The organism is Bdellovibrio sp. ArHS (assembly GCF_000786105.1).
In the GTDB taxonomy this organism is placed as follows: Bacteria; Bdellovibrionota; Bdellovibrionia; order Bdellovibrionales; family Bdellovibrionaceae; genus Bdellovibrio.
Genome location: NZ_JTEV01000012.1, coordinates 148,860 through 173,630, shown reverse-complemented (window position 1 = coordinate 173,630; position 24,771 = coordinate 148,860). Strand labels below are relative to the sequence as shown.

22 protein-coding genes are annotated in these 24,771 nt (G+C 47.3%); 15 read left to right on the top strand and 7 right to left on the bottom strand.

Features of this window, described 5'->3' with window-relative positions:
• Positions 1–54: 54 nt before the first annotated feature.
• The 3 genes from OM95_RS07245 to OM95_RS07235 all read right to left on the bottom strand — a co-directional run bounded on the left by OM95_RS07245 (position 55) and on the right by OM95_RS07235 (position 2,823).
• Complete coding sequence (locus tag OM95_RS07245; protein WP_041871942.1) at positions 55–696, bottom strand: thermonuclease family protein; 642 nt, start codon at positions 694–696, stop codon at positions 55–57.
• An 88-nt stretch (positions 697–784) separates the two neighbouring features.
• Positions 785–1,300, bottom strand: coding sequence for a cysteine hydrolase (locus tag OM95_RS07240; protein WP_041871940.1), 516 nt, complete (start codon positions 1,298–1,300; stop codon positions 785–787).
• Positions 1,301–1,374: 74 nt separating this feature from the next.
• Positions 1,375–2,823, bottom strand: coding sequence for a hypothetical protein (locus OM95_RS07235; RefSeq protein ID WP_291515785.1), 1,449 nt, complete (start codon positions 2,821–2,823; stop codon positions 1,375–1,377).
• A gap of 163 nt (positions 2,824–2,986) precedes the next feature.
• Here OM95_RS07235 and OM95_RS07230 point away from each other — a divergent pair, with 163 nt between their 5' ends.
• From OM95_RS07230 to OM95_RS07200, 7 genes are read left to right on the top strand one after another with little or no spacing between them, the layout of a single operon-like run.
• Positions 2,987–4,192 carry a cysteine desulfurase family protein gene (locus OM95_RS07230; protein WP_041871937.1) on the top strand — a complete coding sequence of 402 codons (1,206 nt, stop codon included), beginning with the start codon at positions 2,987–2,989 and terminating at the stop codon, positions 4,190–4,192.
• Positions 4,185–5,267 (top strand): tRNA 2-thiouridine(34) synthase MnmA, encoded by a 1,083-nt coding sequence (mnmA, locus tag OM95_RS07225; protein WP_291515784.1) that lies wholly within the window; start codon positions 4,185–4,187, stop codon positions 5,265–5,267. The genes OM95_RS07230 and mnmA overlap by 8 nt, the downstream gene beginning before the upstream one ends.
• Positions 5,252–6,595 carry a tRNA (N(6)-L-threonylcarbamoyladenosine(37)-C(2))-methylthiotransferase MtaB gene (mtaB, locus tag OM95_RS07220; protein WP_041871934.1) on the top strand — a complete coding sequence of 448 codons (1,344 nt, stop codon included), beginning with the start codon at positions 5,252–5,254 and terminating at the stop codon, positions 6,593–6,595. The genes mnmA and mtaB overlap by 16 nt, the downstream gene beginning before the upstream one ends.
• Positions 6,592–7,281: a ribonuclease III gene (gene rnc / locus OM95_RS07215; protein ID WP_041871932.1), complete on the top strand. Its 690-nt coding sequence runs from the start codon at positions 6,592–6,594 to the stop codon at positions 7,279–7,281. Before mtaB ends, rnc begins: the two co-directional genes overlap by 4 nt.
• Before the next feature lies 1 nt (position 7,282).
• Entirely contained in the window at positions 7,283–8,194 is a 912-nt protein-coding gene (gene era / locus OM95_RS07210) for a GTPase Era (protein WP_041871931.1), read from the top strand.
• Positions 8,172–9,512: a ribosome biogenesis GTPase Der gene (der, locus tag OM95_RS07205; protein WP_041871928.1), complete on the top strand. Its 1,341-nt coding sequence runs from the start codon at positions 8,172–8,174 to the stop codon at positions 9,510–9,512. The genes era and der overlap by 23 nt, the downstream gene beginning before the upstream one ends.
• The gene (locus OM95_RS07200) at positions 9,512–10,885 is read left to right on the top strand and encodes a sodium-dependent transporter (RefSeq protein ID WP_041871924.1); all 1,374 of its coding nucleotides are present in this window, start codon (positions 9,512–9,514) and stop codon (positions 10,883–10,885) included. Before der ends, OM95_RS07200 begins: the two co-directional genes overlap by 1 nt.
• On the opposite strand, the gene OM95_RS07195 is transcribed toward OM95_RS07200, so the two are convergent.
• Together OM95_RS07195 and OM95_RS07190 are read right to left on the bottom strand one after the other, a co-directional pair.
• The gene (locus OM95_RS07195; protein WP_291515782.1) at positions 10,868–11,635 is read right to left on the bottom strand and encodes an outer membrane beta-barrel protein; all 768 of its coding nucleotides are present in this window, start codon (positions 11,633–11,635) and stop codon (positions 10,868–10,870) included. The genes OM95_RS07200 and OM95_RS07195 overlap by 18 nt on opposite strands.
• A 154-nt stretch (positions 11,636–11,789) precedes the next feature.
• Positions 11,790–12,344 carry a glutathione peroxidase gene (locus tag OM95_RS07190; RefSeq protein ID WP_291515780.1) on the bottom strand — a complete coding sequence of 185 codons (555 nt, stop codon included), beginning with the start codon at positions 12,342–12,344 and terminating at the stop codon, positions 11,790–11,792.
• 161 nt (positions 12,345–12,505) lie between these two features.
• Here OM95_RS07190 and OM95_RS07185 point away from each other — a divergent pair, with 161 nt between their 5' ends.
• From OM95_RS07185 to OM95_RS07155, 7 genes are all read left to right on the top strand, one after another.
• Complete coding sequence (locus tag OM95_RS07185; protein WP_041871921.1) at positions 12,506–13,801, top strand: hypothetical protein; 1,296 nt, start codon at positions 12,506–12,508, stop codon at positions 13,799–13,801.
• Positions 13,798–15,081 (top strand): adenylosuccinate lyase, encoded by a 1,284-nt coding sequence (gene purB / locus OM95_RS07180; RefSeq protein WP_041871918.1) that lies wholly within the window; start codon positions 13,798–13,800, stop codon positions 15,079–15,081. Before OM95_RS07185 ends, purB begins: the two co-directional genes overlap by 4 nt.
• 2 nt (positions 15,082–15,083) lie before the next feature.
• A complete protein-coding gene (locus OM95_RS07175) occupies positions 15,084–16,016 on the top strand; it encodes an LD-carboxypeptidase (RefSeq protein ID WP_041871916.1) in 933 nt (310 codons plus the stop codon).
• Positions 16,013–17,074 carry a serine hydrolase gene (locus OM95_RS07170; RefSeq protein ID WP_041871914.1) on the top strand — a complete coding sequence of 354 codons (1,062 nt, stop codon included), beginning with the start codon at positions 16,013–16,015 and terminating at the stop codon, positions 17,072–17,074. The genes OM95_RS07175 and OM95_RS07170 overlap by 4 nt, the downstream gene beginning before the upstream one ends.
• 27 nt (positions 17,075–17,101) lie before the next feature.
• Positions 17,102–18,535 carry a UDP-N-acetylmuramate:L-alanyl-gamma-D-glutamyl-meso-diaminopimelate ligase gene (gene mpl, locus OM95_RS07165; RefSeq protein ID WP_291515779.1) on the top strand — a complete coding sequence of 478 codons (1,434 nt, stop codon included), beginning with the start codon at positions 17,102–17,104 and terminating at the stop codon, positions 18,533–18,535.
• 148 nt (positions 18,536–18,683) lie between these two features.
• Complete coding sequence (gene mutS / locus OM95_RS07160) at positions 18,684–21,188, top strand: DNA mismatch repair protein MutS (protein ID WP_291515776.1); 2,505 nt, start codon at positions 18,684–18,686, stop codon at positions 21,186–21,188.
• 5 nt (positions 21,189–21,193) lie between these two features.
• Positions 21,194–23,506: an HD domain-containing protein gene (locus OM95_RS07155; RefSeq protein WP_041871911.1), complete on the top strand. Its 2,313-nt coding sequence runs from the start codon at positions 21,194–21,196 to the stop codon at positions 23,504–23,506.
• Here the strand turns inward: OM95_RS07155 and OM95_RS07150 are convergent.
• Complete coding sequence (locus OM95_RS07150) at positions 23,503–23,697, bottom strand: hypothetical protein (RefSeq protein ID WP_041871908.1); 195 nt, start codon at positions 23,695–23,697, stop codon at positions 23,503–23,505. The genes OM95_RS07155 and OM95_RS07150 overlap by 4 nt on opposite strands.
• 93 nt (positions 23,698–23,790) lie before the next feature.
• On the bottom strand, positions 23,791–24,054 hold the full coding sequence (locus tag OM95_RS07145; protein ID WP_041871906.1) for a hypothetical protein: 264 nt from the start codon (positions 24,052–24,054) through the stop codon (positions 23,791–23,793).
• A gap of 240 nt (positions 24,055–24,294) precedes the next feature.
• Here OM95_RS07145 and OM95_RS07140 point away from each other — a divergent pair, with 240 nt between their 5' ends.
• A complete protein-coding gene (locus tag OM95_RS07140) occupies positions 24,295–24,765 on the top strand; it encodes a hypothetical protein (RefSeq protein WP_041871904.1) in 471 nt (156 codons plus the stop codon).
• The last annotated feature ends 6 nt before the right edge of the window (positions 24,766–24,771 follow it).

The window sequence follows — 24,771 nt, the reverse complement described above, 5'->3', positions numbered from 1 at the left end:
CTAACTGGCCTGCGTTGAACGCGCCAGGGTTAGGAAAAGTCCCCTGGCACCTTTTTAGTTGTAGCCGTTTTGGTGGGCTTGGTCGAAGCTGGGGAAGAAGACGCGTTTCCAGACGGGGATGCTGGCAGAATCTTCGGGCGGGACGACTTTTTTAAGTTCGAAGTCGCCGATCAGGTTGCGGCCGACTTGGTTTTGCACACGCATGCGGAACTCATAAGGGATTTCGGTGTTTTTGAATTCGTTTGAAAAAAGACCTCGGCGGTTGTCGTAAGCTTCTTTTGAGGCCTTGCTGTAATCCGAAACGATGCGCTTGTCGAAGGGGTAAATGAAGTACATCGCCCCCCATCCTAACCGCAGCATCTCAAGATTAATGTCTTTTCCGTTTCTTAAAAGGCGTCCCAACACACGACCGTGCTTATCGACTTGGCTGTCATCAGAAAGCGTTATAATACTTCCGACCGGGGCAAGTTTCAGAAGAACATCGCGAGCCTTTAAAGCAGCCTCGCCTTGAGTGCTCTTGTAAAAATCAACTTCGGGAGTGTCGACTCCCAGCAGACGGACTTTGTATTTTTGCGAGTCGGCAACACCTGTTGCCGTGAGCGTGTCGCCGTCGTGAACGCTGACCACCCGAATTTGAAGATCCGCAAAAACAGAAAACGGAAGCAGAAAAAGAATAATGAAAAGAAAATGGCGCATGGCTCTTTTTAAGTCTTTTAAACTTTTAACGCCAAAACTTTTGCTATCCTGGAAGAAACTACAAGGCTGACTAAAAGCTGGCGATTATTTAAACAAGCGTACACCGGGGATTCGTCAAAAGATGTGATTTGATTTTGGCCCATTTCTTTGGTGAGGCGCTTAAAATAGCCTTGTCGATCAGTTTAACCGAGTACCCGAGTTCGAGGGCGCCATAAGCTGTGGCTTGCACACAGGCCGTTCCATCCTGGCCGACGATGGCGATTTCCTCAACGCCGCTGTCCTGAAGAAGCTGGTGAAGGTTCGTCGATTTAAAAGTATTTTGAGTGTTTTTCTGAAGTATTTTTGTATTTCTAATCTGCAAACGAGGATCGAAAATGGCATTAGGATCTGACCGCAAGCCGGCCCCTTTAAAAAAGAGTTTAAGCACCCACTTTTCGGGAAGACTTTCGAAAAAATGCTGAATGAAAAAAACTTCTTCGCCGTCGATGAGGGCCTGTTCAGTCAGACGATTGACGTTGGCGATCGCCTGCGTAGCGGCTGCCTCTGAAGCATTTAGTTTCAAATAACAAATCTGTAAATCAATGACCAGAAGAGCTTTTTTCATAGATAAGATAATAGAAAGGATCACAGGTTTTGTCTTTAGATAATGCTAAATAAAATGAAAAACAGGGGAAGGGTTTAGGCGGCAAGCCCTTTAACAAAGTCGACCGAAAGTTTTTCTGCAAGGTTGAGAGAGGTTTTATTATAGGCGGATTTTTCCGCAAACCCCATCAGCATGCCGACAAGTTTCTCATTGATGATGATAGGAGAAATCGTAACGTGATCAGGAATTCGGCCCTGATTCCAGTCTTCAAAAAACTTCTCGTTGATTTCATTAAGAGAAATATATCCGTGGAATGGCTTTTGCGTTGACGCCACAATGTTAAAAATACTGGGAGTTCGCAGAGGAAAACGCATCGACGTATCCTTCATGCCCTGAAAATTTTCATCCCAGGCAAAGGCCGTCAATTGAGTTTCCTGCTCATCCAAGGTCAAGATCATCGACTTTTCAAAATGCACTTTCATTTCACTTAAGATGTGTTTCACTCTTTCATTCAGAAGAACAGCGTTCTTCTTTTTCACTTTTTCCAAAGCAAAATTTCCCAAGGCGACTGGATTGATCGTGGGACGGGCGACGCCTGCAGGACGAGGAACGATAGGAATAGGTTTATTCCCAAAGCTATCCTCAAATGCTGGCGGTGAATCGTTTTTTGGCGGCGGCGGAGGTGGAATCTTTTTCTTAGCCGTATCCGAAGCGGCGGCGACGGGACCAAGTTCCTCAGTCACCGGTTCTGCTTGTAATACGATCTCATCCACTTGAGTTTTTGGTTCAGAGCCTTCCGCAAATTTGACGATTTCAGAGGAAGTCGAGGATTCTGCCGCAGGTTCGGCAGCGGCAAGAGCTTCAAGACGAATCACCGTCGGGCCATCAAAAAGTCCGTCCAAGCCTTCTTCAGAAGGGGATGGATCTAATGCGATTTCTTCCAGGCTTGAGGGGGTGTTGTTGTTTTGCGCGACACCGAGATCTTCAAATGAAAAACTGTCTTTGGGGCTTTGTGTGGCAACTGTGGCGACAGAAAAATCCATTCCCTCAGGGGCTTCTTCGCTAACCATGGGGGAGGAAGAAGTTGCCGCGATCGGAGCCGCGGATGCCGAAGCAGGATGAAGTTGATTCCAAACCTGTTCAAGACTGTCAAAGTGAGCTAGAACCAAAATCGCCGAAGGTGTTTGAGGAAAATCCTGTGGCGGTTGAAGACAAGCTACGATGAGTGAGCCATCCCACTCCGCCACAGGCAGACACTCCGCAGACCACGGGTAATGGGTCGCCCACTTTGCGAACATTTCCTGGGAAACGGAAGTCTCTGTAAAAAATCGTGACTGAAGTTTTGGTAGTTTGTAGTGATCTTGTGCCCAATTTAAATACAACTCAGAACTGAGGCGTTGTTCCTTTAAGGCATAACCCAAAAGGCTTAGATTCGAACCACTTTGTTCAAAAGATTCGTTAAGTCCTTGAAGTTGCTCTTTAAAATGTTCAAACCAGGCATGAATACTCATCTGGATGTTTATCGGAATTTTGAGCCAGAACATTAAGAATCCGAGGTCCAGTCCGGGTCTAAGGTTCTGAAACCCATTTTAAACGCTTTTAAGGGTTGTAGAATTTGCATCTCTGTTAACGCAATAGACGGCCGTGCAGAGCAAATATTCTTAGAAGTTTTCAATACTTAAGAACTGTGATAGGTTCCCCCAACTTATGAGTCAAAGCCGAGTCTTTCATTATTTCGACCACAATGCCACGACCCCTGTTTGCACAGAGGTTCTGGAGGCGTTGCCGGAACTAGCGCAAGCATGGGGAAATCCCAGTTCCATCCATTGGGGCGGTCGAATGCCAAAAAATGTTTTGCGTGACGCCCGTAAGGCGATGGCCGAGGCGATTCATGCAAGTCCTTTAGAAATTATTTTTACTTCCGGCGGAAGTGAAAGCAACAACACCGTTATCAAGGGGCTTTTTGATTACTATCAGACGGCGCAGTTTCTGACTCCGGAACAACGCCGACGCACTCACTATATGACTTCCACCGTCGAGCATCCCAGTGTGATGAAAGCCATGTTGCACTTGCAATCTTTGGGGGCTCGGGTGGATTTCATTCCGGTGAATCGTCAGGGCGAGATCGATTTGAAATTTTACGAAGCGCATTTAAGTGAAGAGACCGCGCTGGTTTCAGTCATGTTGGCGAACAACGAAACGGGGACTTTGTTCCCGATTCAGCGTATGGCCGAAATGGCTCACGCAAAAGGAGCTTTGTTTCACACCGACGCGGTTCAGGGATTTGGAAAAATTCCTGTGAACGTGCACGAACTGGGCGTGGACTTCGCCTCATTTTCGGGTCACAAATTCTATTCACTCAAAGGCACGGGCGTTCTTTATTCGCGCAAGGGCAGTAACGTCAGTTCATTGATTCACGGTGGAGGTCAGGAAAGACATCGCCGTGGAGGCACAGAAAACACTTTGGGGATCGGGGCCTTGGGACTTGTCGCCAAACGCGCGTCACTGATTCCGCAAAAAGCCGAATCCTTGGCGAAGCTTCGTGACCATATGGAAAAAAGAATTTTATCCGAGATCGAAGACGTCACGCTCACAGCTGGCGAATCCGCACGTCTTCCCAACACCAGTTCCTTGGTTCTTCAAGGTGTCGACGGCGAAACAATGCTTATGTCGTTGGATATAAAGGGTTACGCGGTTTCGACGGGAGCGGCTTGCTCAAGCGGAAATCCAGAACCTAGTCCCGTATTGTTAGCGATGGGTTTGTCGCGGGCGGAAGCACAAAACAGCTTGCGGGTCAGTCTGGGATGGGACACCACAGAAGAAGAAGTAGACGGTTTTATTGAAGCATTAAAAGTCGTCGTGGCACGACTGCGATCCTTAAACAACAGCGAAGGAGATTCTTATCATGTCTAAGGGAAGGGTCCTTGTTGCTATGAGCGGAGGCGTGGACAGTTCTGCCGCGGCTGCGCTCTTGGTCGAACAGGGGTATGAGGTTATTGGGGCAACAATGCAAGTTTGGGATTACTCCACTTGCGATATCGAAGAGGGTAATGGCACTTGTTGTTCCAGCATCGATGTGGATGACGCGCGGGCCGTGGCCGATCGTCTGGGAATTCCATTTTACGTTCTTAATTGCGAGGCGAAGTTTCGCGCGGCGGTGATCGATCCTTTTCTTAAAGCTTATCTTGAGGGACAGACGCCGCTGCCTTGTGTGAACTGCAACACCTATTTAAAATTTGACCATCTGGTCAAGAAGATGCGCGAATTAGAGTGTGATTATCTCGCAACCGGGCACTACGCAAAAATCGTTTATGACGAAAAGGGTAAAGCGTCTATTCACACATCGACGGATGACTGGAAAGATCAAACATATTTCCTTTTCACAATAGATCCAGAACTAGTGCCGAAACTTTTGTTCCCTGTCGGGGATATGAAAAAGCCCGAGGTTCGCGCCTATTCAGAAAGTCGTGGTTTGGTGACCGCCCGAAAGAAGGATTCTCAAGGGATCTGTTTTGTCGGCAATCAAGGTTATCAAAACTTTATCAAGGGTCAGGTTGACAAGAGCATCCTGGACTCCAAAAAAGGTGTGATCAAACGATATCCAACGGGGGAAGTGATGGCTTCTCACGAGGGCATTCATAACTTCACTATCGGCCAAAGCAAAGGCCTGGGGATGGATCATCACGAAAAACTTTTTGTGATCAAGATCGAGGCTTCCGACAATACCGTTTGGGTTGGCGATGAAGTGCATCTGAATGCTGACGAAGTGACTGTCGTAGAGCCGAAGCTTTTAGGCGAAGTTCATGATGGCGAAATCATGAATGTGAAGATCCGCTATCAGCACAAGGGTTCATTGGCTCAGGTTTTCAAGACGGACACCGGTTATAAATTAAAATTTCAAGAGCCTCAGCGCGCTGTAACACCCGGACAGGCGGCGGTGTTTTATCGTGGCAAAGAGTTAGTGGGGGGCGGATGGATCATTCTGTAAAGTATCAGGTTCATACATTCGGTTGTAAGGTGAACACCTATGACACGGGGTTGATTCAAAAAAATCTCAACGCCAACGGTTTTGCTCCGATCATTTCGGGTGAAAAGACGGCGCGCGTTCATGTCCTGAATACCTGCGCGGTGACGGCCGAAGCGACGAAAGAGGCTCTTCGCTATATTCGTCGCCTTAAAGTCAAAGATCCTTTCTGCACAGTTGTGGTTACGGGGTGTGCGGCGCAAGTCGATACCGGCTCATTTTCGAATCTGCCGGGAGCTGATCTGGTCGTTGCGAATTCTCATAAAGGGTCTTTGCCGGAACTTTTAAATAAACATTTTCGCGGCGAACTGACCGAGAAGGTTTTTAAATCCAATATCTTTAAAAAAGAAGACTTAGAAGCCGGCGGCGGTATCGAGAAGAATCACACCCGCACTTTTTTAAAGATTCAGGATGGCTGCAATAGCTTTTGCACTTACTGTATTATTCCCTATGCGCGCGGGAAAAGCCGCTCTATTCCGGTCGCTGATCTAGTTCAGCGCGTGAATGATCTTTATGCCGAAGGTTCGCGTGAAGTCGTCCTCACTGGCGTGCATATCGGGGATTACGAAGATGAGGTCAGTGGCAAGAAATACGTGATGGAAGATTTAATCGAAAATCTTTTGGCGCGTACGAAAATGCCGCGCTTTCGTTTGTCGAGCCTAGAACCTGTTGAAGTTTCAGAAAGACTTTTGGAACTTTATCAGGATCCGCGCCTGTGTCCTCATTTTCACATGAGCATTCAAAGCGCCAATACTGATGTTCTTTTCCATATGAAGCGTAAATACACGCAAGAGGATGTGCGAAATTCGCTCAACGCGATTGCCAAAAAAGTTCCGAACTCTTTTGTCGGTATGGATGTGATTGTCGGTTTTCCTACGGAAACGGAAGAACAATTCCAAGACACCTATAACACCCTGGCTGAGCTTCCCTGGACGAAGATTCACGTCTTTCCCTACAGCGAAAGACAGGGGACCCGAGCGGCGGCGATGGATGTTTCCGTTTATCCTCATGTTCGTGCGGAAAGAGCGGCGCGCCTGCGTGATTTGAGTCTTTCCCGGTACGCGGATTTGGCGAAGTCGCAAGTCGGGTTGGTGAAGAAAGTATTGATTCTGAAGAATGCGGCGAAAGGTGGTCAGGGGCTAAGCCATGACTACTGGCCGGTGGATATTTTGGGCGCCGACAGCTTTATTGATCACTGGGCAGGACAAGAAATCGACGTGAAGATTTCTGGTTATGATCATTCCAACAAGCAACACATGGAAGGTCATTTGATTGGCGAGGTGGTGCCGTGACACATCTTGAAAAAAGGCTGGGTTATAGTTTTAAAAACTCGGCCCTGCTACAGCGAGCTCTGACTCACAAGAGTTACGCCAATGAGTTAAAAAATGCGACGGAACACAACGAGAAGCTGGAATTCCTTGGCGACGCCGTTTTGGATCTGGTGGTCGGGGAATTCTTGTTTGAGAAATTCCCAGAGGATACCGAAGGCGGGCTTTCGAAAAAACGCGCCAGCATCGTCAACGAAGAAGTTTTGTCAGAACTCGCTTTGGATATGGAGCTGAATAAACTTATGCATCTGGGAAAGGGCGAGACCATGACCGGGGGCGCGCAAAAGCCCCGCTTGATTGCCTCCTCTTTTGAAGCGATCGTGGGTGCGATGTATTTGGACGGCGGTTTTGAGGTTGTGAAAAAGTTTATCCGCGGTGAGTTTACCACGTTGACGGAAAAGGTCTGTGGTACCGAGGATTTTGAAAGAGATTATAAAACACGCCTTCAGGAACTGGTGCAAAAGTCCCTCAAAGAAACGCCTCGCTACGAGGTGTTGGCGGAAGAGGGACCACCGCATGACAGACAGTTTTTGGTGTGTGTGAAAATTAAAGAAGATGTTTGGGCCCAAGGGCGAGGGCGCAGTAAGAAAAATGCAGAGCAATCTGCGGCAAAACAAGCCCTGGAAATGAAGTATAAGGAGACAAATTAAAATGGGTTATAAAGCTGGATTTTTGGGATTGATTGGACAACCCAACGCAGGGAAAAGCACTTTGATGAACTACCTTGTGGATGAAAAAGTCTCTATCGTATCAGCAAAACCGCAAACGACACGCCGTCGTATTCTGGGTATCTGGAGCACGGAACAGGGGCAGATTGTTTTTGTCGATGCTCCCGGTATTATTAAAGCGGATAAAGGTCTGAATAATTTTTTGGCGAAAGAGGCCGAAGAAGTTATTGCGGATTCTGACGCGCTCTTGGCGATCGTCAGTGTCGATGAAGGCAAGCCTGAAGACGCAGAAAAAATTCTGGATTTGGTTTCGAAAAGTGGCAAACCTTGGATTGGCATCGTAACGAAAGCGGATATCGAAGAAAAAGCTCATCGCGTCCTGATTCTGAAAAAAATGATTGAAGATCGCGGCGGAAAGGCGATGTCTGTTTCCGTTAAGGATTCTTTGAACGATCAGGAAGAGCGTGAGGCTATGCTGATTGAGTTCTTAGAACTTCTGCCTGAAACACCGGCGCCACTTTATGATGTCGAGCTTTTCACAAATGAAAACGTGCGTGAAATGGCGGCAGAGATCATCCGTGAAAAGTGTTTTGAGTCTTTGCATCAGGAGATTCCGTATTCGCTTGCTGTGCGTATCATAAAATTTGATGAAAGTGCTGAACCCGTTCCGAAGATCTTTGCCGAGATCATCGTTTCCAAAGACAGCCACAAAGCAATCGTCATTGGTAAAGAAGCCAAGGTGATCAAGCAAATCGGCATGGATGCTCGTAAAGAAATTGAAAAACTAATGGGTGAAAAAATATTCCTCGACCTTCAAGTCATCGCGAAGCCTGAGTGGTTTGAGAACAAAAGAATGATGAAGGAGCTGGGTTATGCAACCAAATCTGAAAACTGAGTTTGCGCCCAAGGTGGCCATTATCGGCCGCCCGAATGTAGGAAAATCAACCTTGTTTAATATTATTACCGAGACTCGCAAAGCCGTCGTGAAAGACCAGGCCGGTGTGACTCGTGATATTATCATTGAGCCTGTGGATATCTGGGGAAAACAATTCGACTTGATTGATACCGGAGGTATCACTGAGGCGGGCGATATTTTCTCGAAGTTGATCCGTGAGCAAGTGACTGAATTTTTGCATTCCGTGGATCTGATTATTGCCGTGATGGATGGCCGGGCGGGATTGGTTCCCGAAGACCGCGATATTATCCGTGTCGCCAAACAGACGGGAAAACCCTTTCTGCTGGTGATCAACAAGGTTGATAAAGTAACCGAAGAAGAAATCGCCAAGGCTGATTTCTATGAGTTCGGCGTCGATATTATCTCGGCGTCCTTCGAACAACGTCGCGGCCTTTCCGACATCCTGGAATGGGTGACTAAGCAGATTCCGGAAAATCCTGGAACGCTTAAAGAGGGGATGAATATCGCCATCGTTGGTAAACCGAACGTGGGCAAAAGTTCCATCTGCAACTGTATTTTGGGTGCAAAACGTATGATCGTTTCAGACGTCGCGGGAACAACCATCGACTCGGTCGATTCCCCTTTCATCTTTAACGGACGAAAGTACACCTTGGTGGATACGGCGGGTCTGCGTAAATCCGCCAAGCGGGAAGAGGGGCTCGAAATTATTTCCGCTTTCAAATCTCAGGAAGCCATTCGTCGCGCAGACATCGTCTTGTTGATGGTGGACGGCACCCTTGGTCCCACGGATCAGGATGCGAGAATCATGCAGGCGATCCTGGAAGATCATAAAGGTGTGATCCTGGTTGCCAATAAATCTGACTTGGGCGGTAAAGAAGTTCCTGAATATCGCAAGACCTTCCGCGAACAAGTAGAACGCGTGTTCCACTTCTTTAAAGATGTTCACGTGGTGTTCACAAGTGCGAAAACGGAACAGGGTATCGGCGATCTTTTTGAGATGATCGAAAAAGTTTCTGATCAAATGAATTTCCGTGTGCCGACGTCGGAACTGAATGACTTCTTCTTTGAGACAATTCGCAAAGCGCCGGCGCCAGTGTGGGGAACGACGAACGTGAAGTTCTACTATTTGACTCAGACGTATCAACGTCCTCCGGCCTTTATTGCGTTTGCCAATCATCCTGACGGTGTGACAAATTCTTATCGTCGCTTCTTGATTAAAAACATCAAAGAGCGTTGGAATTTGCATGGGATGCCGATTCGCATCTTCTGTATGAAGTCTCGTCGAGGTAGCGAGTAATGATGAAACGCGGCTCGTGGCGAACACGCTTTGGATTTTATCTTTTGGCCATTGGTTCCGCCTGTGGTCTGGGAAATCTTTGGCGTTTTCCCTACGTGGTGGGTGAAAACGGTGGCGGCGCTTTTATCTTGATCTATGTTTTCATGTCTTTAGCAATTGGCGCTCCGATGTTGATTGCAGAGCTGATGATGGGGAAAAACAGCCGTCGATCCGTGATTGTTGCAACTCAACAGTTGGGACAAAAAGCTGGCAAGGGGTTTCGTTGGGCGGGGCGCCTGGCGGTGATCTTAAGCATCGTTGTGCTGTCGTACTATGCGGTTATCAGCGGCTGGGTGCTGCACTTTATGACCCAGTTCCTGATCTCTCTTTTCAGTCCGCCAGAGATGGTGACGGCGAAAACCAATTTGGCGGCGCTAATGTCCAATGGCTGGCTGCAACTTATGCTGGCAAGTGCGCATTTGCTGATTACCGTTGTGGTTGTGGTGAAAGGTGTGCAAGAGGGGCTTGAAAAATTCATCAGCTACACGATGCCCCTTTTTGCGATTTTGGTTTTTGTTCTGGTGATGCGCTCGTTCTCGTTGCCTTCGACACCAGAAGTTTTGCGTTTTCTGTTTTATCCTGACTTTTCAAAATTGACGTGGGCCTCTTTGAATCACGCTCTGGGACATGTGTTTTTCACTCTGTCGGTTGGTTTTGGTACCATGGTGACGTTCGGTTCTTATATGCGCGAAGAAGACCATGCGCCGACGGCGGGTTTTCGGGTGACGTTGGTGGATACGGCGATTTCGCTGATTGCCGTTGTGATGATCTTTCCCGTCGCCTTTCAGGCGACCAATGTTCCTTTGACAGACCCCGCTTTGATGTTTGAGGTTTTGCCGCGCTATCTTTTGGGAATTCGTGGTGGAACACTTTTCGGACTGGCTTTTTTTGCCTGTCTTTATATGGCGGCGTTAAACGCCAGCATTGGTCTTTTAGAGGTCGTTGTTTCTAACTGGGTGGATGCTCAGAAGACGATGGGGCGAGGTAAGGCCACGTGGTATTCCGGCTTGGTGGCGCTGGTGCTGACCTTGCTTCCGGCTCTTTCAAGTTCTGTTTTTAAAAATGTGCGAGTGGCTGGTAGATCGGTGATTGAGTCTTTGGATTCGTTGTTAATCAACTGGGCGCTTCCGGTGATTGCTTTGAGTGTTTTGGTTGCCTATAATTTAGGAACAACAGAAAAAGAAAAAGAACTGAGTTTTGTCGACAAAGACAAGTTCGTTTCTTATAGCATGTATCCGCATTGGAGCTTTACGTTGCGTTGGGCAGCCCCAGGAGTCATTATTCTAGGGCTTTTGCTGCAAACAATAGGCGTCTTCTTAGAAGTTCATCCCTAAGATGAAAAGGAAGTTGTAAAAGTCTCCGGTCAAATTTTTATCCAGCTTCTCGGACCCATCCACATAAGACTTATTCTCGTCGCTAAAATTCACGTAGTGATAAGTCCCTTGGATTCCCAGATAAGCTTTCTTTCGCATTAAAGGAATTTCTAGACCGGCACCTAAATCAAAACCCATCGTTGAGTCTCGGGAAAATCCATCCAGGCCCGCAATCGTATAGGTGCGATAGAATTGCGCCAAGCCGCCAAGAATATAAGGATTCAAATCAGCCAGACCACGGGTCACGTTCTGAGTATTTAGGTAATACTTCAAGTCCACGTTGACAGAGGTGATTGACACGTTCCCGGTATAGGTTTGCGATTGATTGTTCACTGTGAACTTAACGGCGTGATCACCCGTTTGAAAACCCAACGTCATTGCTAAGCGCAAATCAAAGAAGTAGCTTAAGAAAATTCCAAAAGTCGGCGCGGCCTCATAAGCATCGGCAAAGTTACCCGTAAAACCGCGATAACCCCCGGCGAGGCCAATCGTAAAGAAGCGACCGTTGCGGAAAAAGTTGATATCCGCCTCTTCGTCGGACTCTTCATCAAATTCACTATAGTCGGTGAAGGGATCGTAAGCTTCGTCGGGGTCGACCTGAGAAAGAAGATAGGATTTGTGATCCGATTGGGCGAGTGCCAGTGAAGGCGCTGCGAAAGTGCCCAATAGGAAAGCCAGAAGTATAAGCTGAAAAGTGGATGCGGTTTTCACAAAGGTCCCCCTCTGAATATTATCGAATAAAAGGGGGTAAAACTTCAAAAAAAAGTATCAAAACGAAGTCCAGACTTCGCGCTTTGTCTCAATCTGAAACGGATGCATCATAATTTTTCGCCGAGCCTGTGAAATCACTGGTTTTTTGTCGAATTTAAAGGGGCTCGGCCAAGGCTTTTTCGACGGCTTTGGTGAGGCTGTCTGAAGAGGGCTTTGTGATCGAACTCCAGCGCTCAACCACTTGACCGCGACGGTTGATCAAAAATTTTTCGAAGTTCCAACTGACGTCTTTAAACAAAAGGCCCGGCTTTTTCTCTGTCAGGAATTTATAAACCGGTTGTTTGTCGTCACCACTCACGGGCGCTTTTTCAAAAAGAGGAAAGGTGATGCCGTATTCTTTTTCGGCGAATTTTTGAACTTCGGTGTTGTCGGCTTTTTCTTGCTTAAAGTCGTTCGAAGGAAAGGCCAGGACGACGAAGCCACGATCTGCGTATTTTTTGTACATGTCTTCGAGTTCTTTGAGCTGAGGTGTGAAGCCGCACTGAGAAGCGGTGTTAACCACGAGCACCACCTTACCTCGGTAAGTCGAAAAATTCACTTTTTTGCCTGAAATACTATTGGCTGAAAGCTCAAAAAAATCACCCGGTGTTTGCGTCGCGTGAACCCACGGGGAAAGAAAAAACAGGCAAACAAGAGTCAGAAAACGCATAGGGACCTCCGGATTCAGAGAAGTCTATGGCCGGGCGATTGAAATCTCAAGAAAAAGGCCCTTCGGGGACTTTGGATGCAGTGCGCACCTTTGACTTTGCGAACGCCTGATTTTCTAATCATTAAGACAATTTACAGACTATTTCGAGGAGTTTTGTGTCGATGGAATTGGGAAGTCCTGTCATCTTGGTTTCGGCCTTTGGGCGCGGTCATTGGTTGGCAGCAGCTTTGGCGAAAGAGGGTATCAAAACCACTCTTGTCGACGTTTCCACAAAACTGGGTGTGTGGCCTTCTGAAGATGTGGAAGGACCTTTTGGTTTTTTTCGCACCGAAAGAATTTCTGAGTCACAAATGGAGCGTCTGTATTCCGACGATCACTTCGCCGAAGTGCCCAACGGTTTTACGATATGGTTGAAGGACGGGCCGTTTGAATGCAAAGGGCCTTTGACTAAATTCAAAATTGAAAAGTCGTCTCTATCCCCGCACATCAAGGACTTTTTGCTGTCTTCAAAAAACAGCAAAGCTCTGTATAAAAATCTGGAGGCTTTTAACTTCGACCAGAGTTGGCTGCTGCATCTATCTCATCAATGGGCAGGAACGACCTATATGCCCAATGCGCAAGGAGCCACCCGCGGCGAAAACCTGCCTCTGTTTTCATCCTTTTTAGTTCGTCAGGCTACGCGCAATGGTTTAGAGAAATCCTTGGAGTGGTTGAGCGCCAAAGGCGTGGAAGTTATACGTCCGCAACAGATCGTCGACGTTTCCTTCGGCGGCGGCAAATCCATCACGGGGTTTGAGATCTCGGGTGAAAAACAGGGGATCTTCCGACTTGAGCAGGTGGTATGGCTTTTAACCAGTGAAGAGACCTATTTCTTGAATGAACGTCTGGGGAAATACTTCTTCCCGGAAGGCTCGCTGGAGCCAGAGTGGTGCTGGGTTCGTTACCGTGTAGCACTGCAACCTTGTTTTGAAAGAGACCATCTTCCTTCTCACACTTTGGTGATGAATGATTTGCAGTCGCCCTGGACGCATGAAAATATGTTGATTCTGCAAAGAACCACCTTGGCGGATCAGTTCGATGTGTGGATGCGTATACCGACGGTGCAAAGATTCAACAAAGAATATCTGACCGTTCGCAGTGATCGGATGCGTGACCTGTTGTTGGCAAGAATGTCGTTGTCGGATCCTCAGATTCTGAATTTCCCGCAAGAGTATTATTATACCTATGCACAGCTGGGGGCTTCACGTTTCCCGGTTTTCGGCGACAAACAAAGCTCGCGTCGCGGGAAGGTGCTTTATAGCAACCTGCATTTGAGCAGTCCGGAAGAATGGCCTCATTATTCATGGGGAACCTATTTTGATCGCGACGAAATGATTTTGAATCGTTTGACTCAGTGGTGGAAAGAAAAACTTCTGAAAGAACAAAAAGAGAAACGAAGAAAGGAACAGGCAACGTGATCGAACGTTATACTCGCCCTGAAATGGGCCTTTTGTGGCATGCGGACCATAGGTTCGGTAAAATGATGGAAGTCGAGATCGCTGTTGCTGAAGTTCAAGCTCAGATGGGCATCATTCCCAAAGTTGCGGCGAAGTCCATTGCGCAAAAGGCGCGCTTCAACGTGAAACGTATCTCTGAAATCGAAAAGGAGACCAAGCACGACGTGATCGCGTTTGTCTCTAATCTGGCCGAGAATGTCGGACCTCACGGCAAGTACATCCACTATGGCATGACGTCTTCAGATGTTTTAGATACGGCTTTCAGTCTGCAGATTCGCGAAGCCGGTGTGGTTTTGATGAGTTCTATCACGGCTTTGGAAAAGTCACTTGCTGCTCTCGTAAAAAAACACGCCGAGACCCTCTGCGCGGGACGTACTCACGGTATGTTTGCCGAGCCGACTACTTTTGGTTTTAAGATGGCGGGATTCTTAGCGGAAACAGAACGAAATAAGAAACGTGTGAAAGCCGCTTTAGATAATATGATGATCTGTAAACTGAGCGGAGCTGTGGGCACTTATTCCAGTCAGCCCGCGAAAGTCGAAGCGGCTGTGGCTAAGAAACTGCGTTTGAAGCCAGAAACCATTGCGACACAGGTTATTCCCCGCGACCGACATGCTGAAATGTTGAATGCGCTGGCGCTTCTGGGGACGGGTCTTGAAAGACTGGCCGTTGAACTTCGCCATTTGCAACGCAGTGATGTGGGCGAGGTGACTGAAGGCTTTACGAAGGGACAGAAAGGTTCCTCGGCCATGCCTCATAAAAAAAATCCTATCAGTGCGGAAAACATCACAGGTCTGTCCCGTTTGCTTCGCGGTTACGCGATTGCGGGTCTAGAGAATGTGGCTCTTTGGCATGAACGCGACATCAGTCACTCATCCGTAGAGCGCGTGGTGTTTCCGGATGCGTTCATTGTTGCGGATTATGCTTTGAACCGTATGAGCATTTTGCTGGATGGTCTGGATGTAAATAAAAAACGCATGCTGGACAATATCGACAGTTCGCAAGGTCAGCTTTTCAGTTCGCATGTTCTTTTGGCTTTAGTCGGAAAAGGCATGTTAAGGGAAGAAGCCTACGCTTTGGTGCAAAGACTGTGTCATTCCCTGGGGTATGGCGAACATCTTAAAGATAAATTGCTTGTCGATGATCAGGTGCGAGAGCTTTTAAAACCCAAAGAGATCGATGAAATCTTTACCGGGAAAAAGCACAAAAAAGCCATTAAAGATATTATCAAAAGAGTTTAAGCGTGAGTTATTGGAAGTATTTTAAAGAAAACGACATTATTGATGTGGTGGCTCCCGGTTACCCTTCTTTGCCTCGTGATGTCGATGGATCGCGTGAATTTCTTTTAAAATGGAAGTTACAGCCGCGTATTCCGAAGGGCTTGATCAAGCCGCACTTTCTGCATGCCAACGATGACGAGCAGAGATTTGCATTTTTACAAGCGGCGGTGCAGGCAAAGGACTCTAATGTTATTTGGTGTTTGCGTGGCGGCTACGGCAGCAACCGTTTGGTGCCGATGTTAGCAAAGCTAAAAAAGCCCAAAGAGCCAAAACTTCTTATTGGCCTCAGTGATATCACATCACTCCATACGTTTGTTACGCAGGAGTGGGGATGGAAGTCTTTGCATGCGCCGATTTTAGATCGTTTTGGCAGAAAATTAATTTCCCCGAAACACGAAAAAGAAATGCACGACATACTTTTCGGCAAACAAGACACGGTGGAGTTTAAAAAACTCAAACCCCTCAATGAGGCGGCCCGCAAGGTGAAGAATTTAAAGTCCACCATCACTGGCGGAAATCTCACGGTGCTTCAGTCGACCTTGGGGACCCCTTGGCAATTAACCACCCGCAAGTCTTTGTTGTTTGTTGAGGATATCGGCGAGCGCGGCTACCGCATTGACCGTATCTTTGAACAGTTCCGGCAAGCCGGCCTGTTTAAACAATGTCACGGGATGATTCTAGGGGATTTCGTCGGTGGAGAAGAGCCTTCAACCGGAAAAGATAATTTCAAATTAGTATTTAAGCGCTGGGCGCAGGACCTGGATATTCCTTTATTTCAAGGCTTGGAGTCCGGTCATGCGGCGGTTCAAAGACCTGTCCCATTCAATACCCCGTGTGTATTGAATGTCGAAGAAGGACGGGGACATTTGACGATTCAAACAGGAGGGCGTAAATGAAGTTTTCAGTCCTTGAAAAGAACCTGATGAAACAATTGGAAGAACGCATTCGCGACACCACCCCGGGCGTGATGGTGCGGGCTTATCAGGGCGGGCGTATTATTTGTGACGTCTCGGTCGGGAACACGTTTGCTTATTATGATTTGGCCAGCCTGACTAAAGTGATTTTCACAACTCAGGCTATGATGTATGCCTTTGAACTTTCGAAGTGGAATTTCGAAACCAAAGTGGCCGATGTGTTATCGTGGTTTCCGCATAAAGAAACCAGAATCACCGAGTTGTTGACGCATTCTTCAGGCCTGGCTTGGTGGTTGCCTCTTTATCAAGAGATCAACACACAGTTGCCCGTGGAAAAAAGACGTGAACAACTTCGCGAGATCTTACAAAGCTTAAAAATCGAAAAGCAAGAAACAGCGATCTATTCCGATGTGGGTTTCCTGGTGCTGGGTTTTATTTTGGAAAAGTTTTTTGATAAGCCTCTGCATGACATATGGGAAGAAATCAAAAATAAATTCTACTTGGGCACGACACTGGAGTTTCATCCCAACAATCAGACGACGATTCGCACCAATCTTTTTGCGCCGACAGAAGAGTGCCCGGTTCGTAAAAAACTGATTCAAGGCGAAGTGCATGATCTAAACTGTTGGTCTTTGGGTGGGGTTTCCACGCATGCGGGCCTTTTTGGCAGTATCGACGACGTGGGTTGGTTTTCACTTCATCTGCGTTCCCAGTTGATGGGAATCGCCCGGTATTCCATTCGTCAGAAAACGGCGCAACTTTTTGCCAAACGGGCTTTACCAGAAGGCAAGGGTGACTGGGCGATGGGCTATATGATGCCGACCCCAGGTTCCGCCAGTTGCGGAAGTTATTTTTCCTTGGATTCGATTGGTCACACGGGCTTTACTGGAACTTCGATCTGGTATGACCCTAAGATGGATATGAGTATAATAATACTTTCCAATCGCGTCTTGTATGGATCGGACAATAAAGCCTTTGGAAAATTACGTCCTGAAATACATAATTGGATTGTTGAAAATTACCGCCGAAGCGGAGTTTAGGGCGCTCAGCCCTAGAGGGAGGCGCCTGTGGCGCCGGAACTGGAGTACGAAATGAATTTAAAACCTGGAAGTCACATTCATTTGATGGGAATCTGCGGAACGGCCATGGCGTCTTTGGCGGGCCTTCTTAAGGATCGTGGTTTTAAAATTACCGGAAGTGATTTGAATCCCTATCCGCCGATGTCAACTCAATTGGAAAGCCTGGGCATTTCGATAATGAAAGGTTATAAAGCCGAGAATCTTCATCCTCAGCCGGATTTTGTGATTGTCGGGAATGTTATTTCCGCCAGCAACGAAGAAGCGCAAGAGCTGATGAAGCTGAATATTCCCTACACCTCTTTGCCTAAGGCTATGGGTGAATTTATTATTGGTGATCGCGAGAGTGTGGTGATTTCGGGCACACATGGAAAAACAACGACCACTTCGATGATGTCGTGGGTGGCGGAAAATGCGGGCGTGAAACCAGGTTTTTTGATCGGCGGAATTCCCAAAAATTTTTCTCAATCCTTTAAAAATCCCGAAGGCAATTTTTTTGTTATCGAAGGTGACGAGTACGATACAGCGTTCTTTGATAAAGTTCCCAAGTTTGTCCACTATCGGCCAAAACATGTGATTCTGACTTCTGTCGAGTTTGATCACGCGGATATCTACAAAGATCTGCAAGCGGTCAAAGATTCTTTTGCGCGTTTGCTGACTTTGATTCCTGAAAACGGGACTCTTTTGGCCTGCGCTGAAGATGCCAATGTGATGGAACTTCGCCACCTGGCTAAATGCAAAAACTCTTTCACCTATGGTTTCGGCCCCGAGGCGGATTTCCGTGCGAAGGTGTTATTTCATAACGAAAAAGGAATCGGCTTTGAGGTTCATCACAAAGGCGAGATCTTGGGGCCTTATGCGATGCAGATTACGGGGGACTATAACATCCTCAATGCGACCGCGGTCGTGGCGATGTCCGTCTGTCTGGGTTTTTCTGAAAACCGCATTCAGATCGCTCTGGAGTCCTTTGAAGGCGTGAAACGTCGTCAGGAAATTCTGGGTGAGCCTGGTGGTATTTTGGTTATCGAGGATTTTGCCCATCATCCAACGGCTGTGCGCGAGACCGTAAAAGGGATTCAAAAAAAATATCCGAATCGCAAAGTGTTTTCAGTCTTTGAACCGCGAAGTGCAACGTCACGTCGCAAAGTCTTTCAGAAAGATTATGTGGAAGCCTTTAAAGGTTCCCACGAAGTGCTGTTGGCAAAAGCTTTTGATCAATCCAAGATTGATGAAGAAAACCGTTTTTCTTCCCACGAGTTGATCGAAGATTTGCGCAAATCCGGCGTCACAGCCGCGGACTTTGAAAGTGCGGATCAGATCGTTCAGGCTTTGCATGAGCGGGCCAAAAAAGGCGATGTTATCCTTATCATGAGTAATGGCGGCTTTGATGGTATTTACGGCAAATTGATGAAAGCATTAAGCTAGCATAGTGTAACATAACGCGCCGCACTCGCTAGGGGTGCGGCTTTGTCCGTCGAACTCTCTTTTTCCCTCACAGATGCGATGCGTTTTCGAGTGAATTGCTGCCCTGCCTTCGTTAACTTTTTGGGCTATGTCAAATCTAACGCCACTCATGAAACAGTTCTGGGACATCAAGTCCGTCCATCAAGACAAAATTCTTCTTTTCCGCATGGGGGACTTTTTTGAAATGTTCTTCGACGATGCGGTGAAGGCAGCTCCGGTCTTGGGAATTGCGCTGACACAAAGAAATAAAAAATCGGCAGATGAAACACCCATGTGTGGCGTGCCTCATCATTCGATTGCGGGCCCCATTAATAAACTTTTGGCGGCGGGCTTTAAAGTGGCGATCTGTGATCAGTTGGAAGATCCCAAGCTTGCAAAAGGAATTGTTAAACGAGGTGTGACGCGTGTCCTGACGCCGGGAATGGTGTATGACTCTGACACTCTGGATGGAACAAAGCCGCATTATTTGGTGAGTTTAGACAAGGACTCCATCAGCTTTTTGGATACGACCACAGGCGAAGCGTTCTTTTTCCGTTCACAAAAAACGACAGAGCTTCTTCGCTTCCTGCAGATTCTTCCTGTGGCTGAAATTGTCATTGCCAAAGAGGACGAATCCTTATTGACGGGCGTGGAAGGAATTTTAATCAGCATCCATGAGGATGTGGCGGATCCCCTTCAGGCCCTTTTGAAAAATGAAGCGCCTTTTTCCGCGGCTCGCCTGGTGTCCTATGTGACTCAGTTGTCGGGCGAAGAGTCTTTAAAAACGCTTTCGCCTTTTATCGAGAGAGATCTTGAACATCGTCTGGAAATTTCCGGCACAGTCCTTAGACACCTTGAGGTTTTTTCGACCTATAAAGGTGAAGGCCTGGGGAGTTTGTTTCATGCGATCAATCGCACACAAACTTCGGCAGGCAGTCGTCTTTTGCGCCAATGGCTCAGTTTTCCTTTGCGCGATACGAAAGCCATTGAGCAGCGTCTGGCGTCCGTGGAGTTCTGGCGCAGTCACGTGCTTGAATTAAAACGCGTTCGTCAGATCCTGGGGCAAATGGGTGATATCGAAAGACGTCTGGGAAAAATTTCTCAACCTCAATGCAACGGACGTGATCTTTTGGCTTTGGCTGGCAGTGTTCATGCGGGTGTGAGTGCTTTGGAAGTGTTGGTACATGCTTCGGGCGGGACGGCGAATTTTGAGCCTTTACGACAGTTGGCTTACAAAATCGAACGCACCTTGGTTGAAGATCCTCCTTTAGCAACAAAACAAGGTTATTTAATCCGTCAGGGTGTATCGGCCGAGCTGGATGAACTTATCGAACTTTCCACGCATTCGCAGGCCTTAGTGGCGCGCATGGAAGCAGAAGAAAAAGAAAAGACAGGAATTTCGAGTCTTAAGATTCGCTATAACAATGTCTTTGGTTATTACATTGAAATCACCAATACTCACAAAGACAAGGCGCCGGCGCACTATCAAAGAAAACAGACTCTGACCAATGCGGAACGCTATTGCACGGACGAGTTGGTGGAGCTGGAAAGAAAAGTTCTAAGTGCCAACACCAAGCGTGCGGATCTGGAGTTTGAATTTTTTGAAGCTCTTCGCAAAGAAATTCTGGCTCAGTGTCCGGCTCTATTGACATTAGCCCACGAGTGCAGCGAGGTGGACGTTGTGTCGGGTCTTGCGTGGTTGAGCCTTGAAGAAAAGTATGTCCGTCCGCAGTTTACCACGGAGGGCTCTTTGAAACTCAAGGCTAGTCGTCACCCCGTGGTGGAACAGACTGTGAAAAAGAACTTTGTCGCTAACGACATCGAGTTGCGCCCGCATTCTTGCTTGTTGCTGACCGGGCCCAACATGGCCGGTAAGTCGACGTTAATGAGACAGGTCGCCTTGATCGCGATCATGGCGCAAATGGGTTCTTTTGTTCCGGCGGATGAAGCCCATCTTCCCGTTTTTGATGCGATCTTCACACGTATCGGTGCGAGCGATCAGTTGTCAGAAGGTCTTTCTACGTTCATGGTTGAAATGACAGAAACTTCTGCGATGTTAAAAAATGCGACACAAGATTCTTTGGTTATTCTGGATGAAGTGGGACGCGGAACCAGCACTTTCGATGGCATGTGTTTGGCGCAGTCTATTTTGGAACATCTTTTAAGTGAAACCAAAGCTTTAACTTTCTTTGCCACTCACTATCATGAACTCACATCTTTGGATCAAAGCTTTGGACAGATCACCAATGCGCATATGACTGTGGCAGAAAGAAACGGAGAGATCCGCTTCCTTCACACACTGGTTAAAGGTCCCGCATTGAAATCCTACGGTGTTCAGGTGGCAGAGCTTGCTGGTTTGCCCGCGTCCGTCACGAAAAGAGCCAAAGGCCTTTTGCGCGACATTGAATCCAAGCGGGTTCAGGCGTCAAGTCAGCTCTCTCTTTTGGATCAACTGCATGTCGAGACCCCCGCTATGGATATGGACCCCATCACAACCTTTGTTTTGCCTGAAGAAATTAAAAGTCTGATGGCCGAGGTTGAAAAATACCCGTTGATGCAAATGAGTCCTTTGGACGCCATGAACCAGATTGCGAAATGGAAAGAAATCGTGGCTCGCAACGGACAGGAAGTTTAGCCACTATGGCGACAAGATCTTTTCTGTCTTCAGTCCAATGGGAGCAAGCTCAGGAAGTTTTAACTCCCCCTTTAATGACACCTGACGGAGATTTTCGTCAGGTGTTTTGTTTTTCTGCCGAGAATTTTTCCGGCTGGCTGTCCGCGCGTTTGGAAGAATTGTTTAAAAGTTCTCCGGAATGGGAAGAATGCCACCCCATTATTCTGGGCTCGTGGGCGCGGGGCGAGCTGTGCCCGAAATCAGATATCGACGTTCTTTTCTGTGGAGCGGAAGAAAAAGTAAAATTGTTCGTGGATAAAGCCAACGAGCAAGGCTTAAAACTTCGCTATCGTATGCCGCACAATCCAGAAGACTGGACGGAAAACGTAGAAGCCTTTGATATTCTGGCTCTGTTAAAGGCGCGCCCTTGGACGCCCGAAGGGGCTCAGAAACTGTTTGAACAGCAAAAGAGAATCTGGTCAAAAAAGAATTATCATCGGCGCATTCTATTAAAGGCGGTCAAAGAAGAAAGAAAAAATCGCGCGCGCCGCTTCGATTCCATTACTAATTATCTTGAGCCGAATATCAAATTCGGACCCGGAGGTCTTCGCGATCTTGAGCAAGGGTTGCAGATTTACGAGCTGTTTGCGGAAAAATTCACGCATCCCGGGCACGCGCTCAATGTGCTTCATTATTATCGGAATTATTTTTTAAGCCTTCGTCAGAAGCTGCACCTGGAAGGTCATGGCGACATTCTTTCCAATGCCGTGCAATTTGATCTTGGCAAGTGGATGGGATTTAAAACCCACAAAGACTTCATGCGCGATCTGCAACGGGGGCTTTCGCGAGTGCATTTTTATTCAGACTGGATCGTGGAAGTGGCGCAAGCTTCCGCGAAGGATTTGAAGAAATTAGAGCAGCTGGAATTTAAGAAGTTTGAAGATCTCTCAGCGGCGTTACATAAGAATCCCAGTGTTTTAGTTCAGAAAAAAGTGCGAGAGAATTTAGACCTTCTTTTGCCCGACAATAAAGTAAAATCCTTGGCAAAACGACGAGGGGTTGAGCTGGAAAGATTGTTGGATATTAACGCCTCTGACGAATTTTTGGTGAGTGTGTTTCGTTCACGTCTGATCGACAAGCTGGTTCCCGAAATGCGACGTCTGGTGGGGTATGTTCAACACGATCAATACCATCGTTTCACGGCGGATTCGCACATCATGCAGGCGTGTCGTGAAGTAAAAAGAATTTTTAAAAAACCTTCTCAACTGGGACCTTTAAAATTCCTGCAAAGCAAACTCAACAAAGAGGATTGGCGCATTCTTTCCTGGAGCTGTCTTTATCATGACCTCGCCAAGGGGCTTGAAAGCGGCGAGCACCATTCTGACTTGGGTGTGATCATTGTTGAAAAAGATTTTAAGTCCTACAGATTCTCAAAAACATTCACCGACGAAGTGAAATGGATGGTGAAAAATCATCTAGAGATTTCACAGGCGGCCTTTCGGAAGAATCCTAAAGATCCGAAAGTCTGGCAGGAGTTGCGGGAAAAAGGTGTCGACGGAGCCCGGCTGTATCGACTGGCTTTATTCACGGCGATCGACATCCGCGCGACCAACCCGGAGGCCTGGAACGAGTGGAAAGCCAAACTCTTACGTGACCTGGTGTTCAGCCTTGAATCGAAAAAGGCCCGGGACTATTTCGAATTTCAGACTTTGCGTCTGCGTAAAAAATTGCAGCTTTCTCCTGAAATCATTGAAGAGTTGGGTCCTGTTTTATTAGACAGTCTGGCTTTGGGTGATTTGGTGAATGATCTAAAAAAGGCGGAGCACTCGACAACCTCGCTGGCGCCCCTGGTTTATAAAAGCCGCAAAGGGGAAGTGTGGATTCGCTTTCATGAAAAAGAAGATCGTACGGGCCTTTTAAGCGATTATGTGGGGCAATTGTATTCCCTCGGGCTGGGGATTCGTCATGCTTCCATTCATACGTTGGCGAAGGTCGGGGTTTACGACTGGTTTCAAGTCTCGACAACCCGCCATCTTTCCCAGCTCGCCAAAATTTTGGAAAACACGAAGATGCAGTCTAAGGCCATTCCTTCCGTGAAATTTGATTCCATTCAGTTGATCAGTTCAGATGACAAAGAGTGGGTGATTAGTTTTAAGGGGCCGGATCAGGCGGGGCTTCTGGCTTCAGCGGCAAAATCTTTGAGTGAGTTAGGGATGAGTATTAAGTCGGCTCGTGTCCACACCTGGGGACGCCAGGTTGATGATATCTTTTTTGTGAAAGCCTTGGAAGGTGAGCCTCAAGAGCTGATTGCGAACTTGAGGCAGAAATACCAGATTTAGTTATTTTTCTTTTTCGTCGCACCGGTGATGCCGGTGTGATTGCGCCAGTTGTACTGTGGATCTGTTTTTGTACGATTGTGCCAAGCTTCCCATTTCTTTTTAGGAAGTTTGTGTGAAACATTTCCTTTTTCGTCGAAAATATCAGGATCTTTACCGAATAAAAAATCGCCGATGGCTTTTAGAACTCCCATGAAAACCGCTCCTTAGATAAGGCTCTAATATAAGCGAGGAGCGGCCAGAAGGGAAAGACGGAATCAAAGAACTTATGCTGCTTGTCAAAAGTCTTAAGAGCGTGGGTTTGCGCAAACGTCGATGATATCTAAGCCGCGTTCTTCAGCAACCGGGCCTTTGCCTTTATAGAAGTTAAAGCACTGCTGAGCGGCTTGCTCGTAGGCATCCTCATAGCTGGCTGCGGCTCTTTTGATTTCCAGGGACTGACCGGCCAATTTGTATTTGAAAACATATTCTTTAGACGGAGCCTCTGAGCTTTTCCAAGCAAATGAAGTGCAAGAGAAAGCCAGGATGGCGATGGTTAGAAGTGTTTTCATAAGTTCCCTCCGTTGGGGGTTGCAGTCGTTGTTTTTTAGAAGAGCAAGCGGTGGGCCATGGATTTACATGGTGTTTCATGGTGAGCCGATATAAGTGTTGAATATTACAAAGGATTATAGTCTCATTTTGGGAACCTTTAAAAGGTCCTCGTAGCCAGCTAACAGTGACAGGCTTAGGAAGGCGTCTGAATAAACTTTAGACATCGCCAAAGCCCTAAAAATCAAGTAAGGACGTATCGTATGAGAGCATTACTATTTGCACTAATCAGCCTCAGTGTTTCCAGTTCGATGGCGGTCACCCGCGGGCAATACCTGGGAATGCAGATGATCATCAATATTGCATCTGTCAGCTACGACGGCACCGTCGATGGCTCGCCTCAGGAACTATTTCTGGCGATGGATCGTCCCGAGCAAGACTCCATCTTAGGACGCGGAAAGGCTTTAGAGGCCCCACAAAAAGTACTTAACTTCATCTGCGCTAAAAAAGGCGAGAATAACTATCAATGTTCCATTTACATCCACAAGTCCAACGTGGCTCGCATCGGACCCGGCAAAGCCCATTTTGAAGTGCGTGGTGCGGAGGCCCAGGCGTTGTTTGCGCAATTTCATTCTGAGCAGGGGCTTTTTACCTACAAAGATGAGGCGCAAACTTTTGCTATTCACGCCACACCTGAGCGTTTCGTGATGTGGTATGACGAGTCCGGAATTTAAGGAGAT

Excerpts from the sequence above, each read along its gene's own strand:
- OM95_RS07245 (WP_041871942.1), bottom strand. The coding sequence starts at position 696 with ATGCGCCATTTTCTTTTCATTATTCTTTTTCTGCTTCCGTTTTCTGTT.
- OM95_RS07240 (WP_041871940.1), bottom strand. The coding sequence starts at position 1,300 with ATGAAAAAAGCTCTTCTGGTCATTGATTTACAGATTTGTTATTTGAAA.
- OM95_RS07235 (WP_291515785.1), bottom strand. The coding sequence starts at position 2,823 with ATGTTCTGGCTCAAAATTCCGATAAACATCCAGATGAGTATTCATGCC.
- OM95_RS07230 (WP_041871937.1), top strand. The coding sequence starts at position 2,987 with ATGAGTCAAAGCCGAGTCTTTCATTATTTCGACCACAATGCCACGACC.
- mnmA (WP_291515784.1), top strand. The coding sequence starts at position 4,185 with ATGTCTAAGGGAAGGGTCCTTGTTGCTATGAGCGGAGGCGTGGACAGT.
- mtaB (WP_041871934.1), top strand. The coding sequence starts at position 5,252 with ATGGATCATTCTGTAAAGTATCAGGTTCATACATTCGGTTGTAAGGTG.
- era (WP_041871931.1), top strand. The coding sequence starts at position 7,283 with ATGGGTTATAAAGCTGGATTTTTGGGATTGATTGGACAACCCAACGCA.
- der (WP_041871928.1), top strand. The coding sequence starts at position 8,172 with ATGCAACCAAATCTGAAAACTGAGTTTGCGCCCAAGGTGGCCATTATC.
- OM95_RS07200 (WP_041871924.1), top strand. The coding sequence starts at position 9,512 with ATGATGAAACGCGGCTCGTGGCGAACACGCTTTGGATTTTATCTTTTG.
- OM95_RS07190 (WP_291515780.1), bottom strand. The coding sequence starts at position 12,344 with ATGCGTTTTCTGACTCTTGTTTGCCTGTTTTTTCTTTCCCCGTGGGTT.
- OM95_RS07185 (WP_041871921.1), top strand. The coding sequence starts at position 12,506 with ATGGAATTGGGAAGTCCTGTCATCTTGGTTTCGGCCTTTGGGCGCGGT.
- OM95_RS07170 (WP_041871914.1), top strand. The coding sequence starts at position 16,013 with ATGAAGTTTTCAGTCCTTGAAAAGAACCTGATGAAACAATTGGAAGAA.
- mutS (WP_291515776.1), top strand. The coding sequence starts at position 18,684 with ATGAAACAGTTCTGGGACATCAAGTCCGTCCATCAAGACAAAATTCTT.
- OM95_RS07155 (WP_041871911.1), top strand. The coding sequence starts at position 21,194 with ATGGCGACAAGATCTTTTCTGTCTTCAGTCCAATGGGAGCAAGCTCAG.
- OM95_RS07150 (WP_041871908.1), bottom strand. The coding sequence starts at position 23,697 with ATGGGAGTTCTAAAAGCCATCGGCGATTTTTTATTCGGTAAAGATCCT.
- OM95_RS07145 (WP_041871906.1), bottom strand. The coding sequence starts at position 24,054 with ATGAAAACACTTCTAACCATCGCCATCCTGGCTTTCTCTTGCACTTCA.
- OM95_RS07140 (WP_041871904.1), top strand. The coding sequence starts at position 24,295 with ATGAGAGCATTACTATTTGCACTAATCAGCCTCAGTGTTTCCAGTTCG.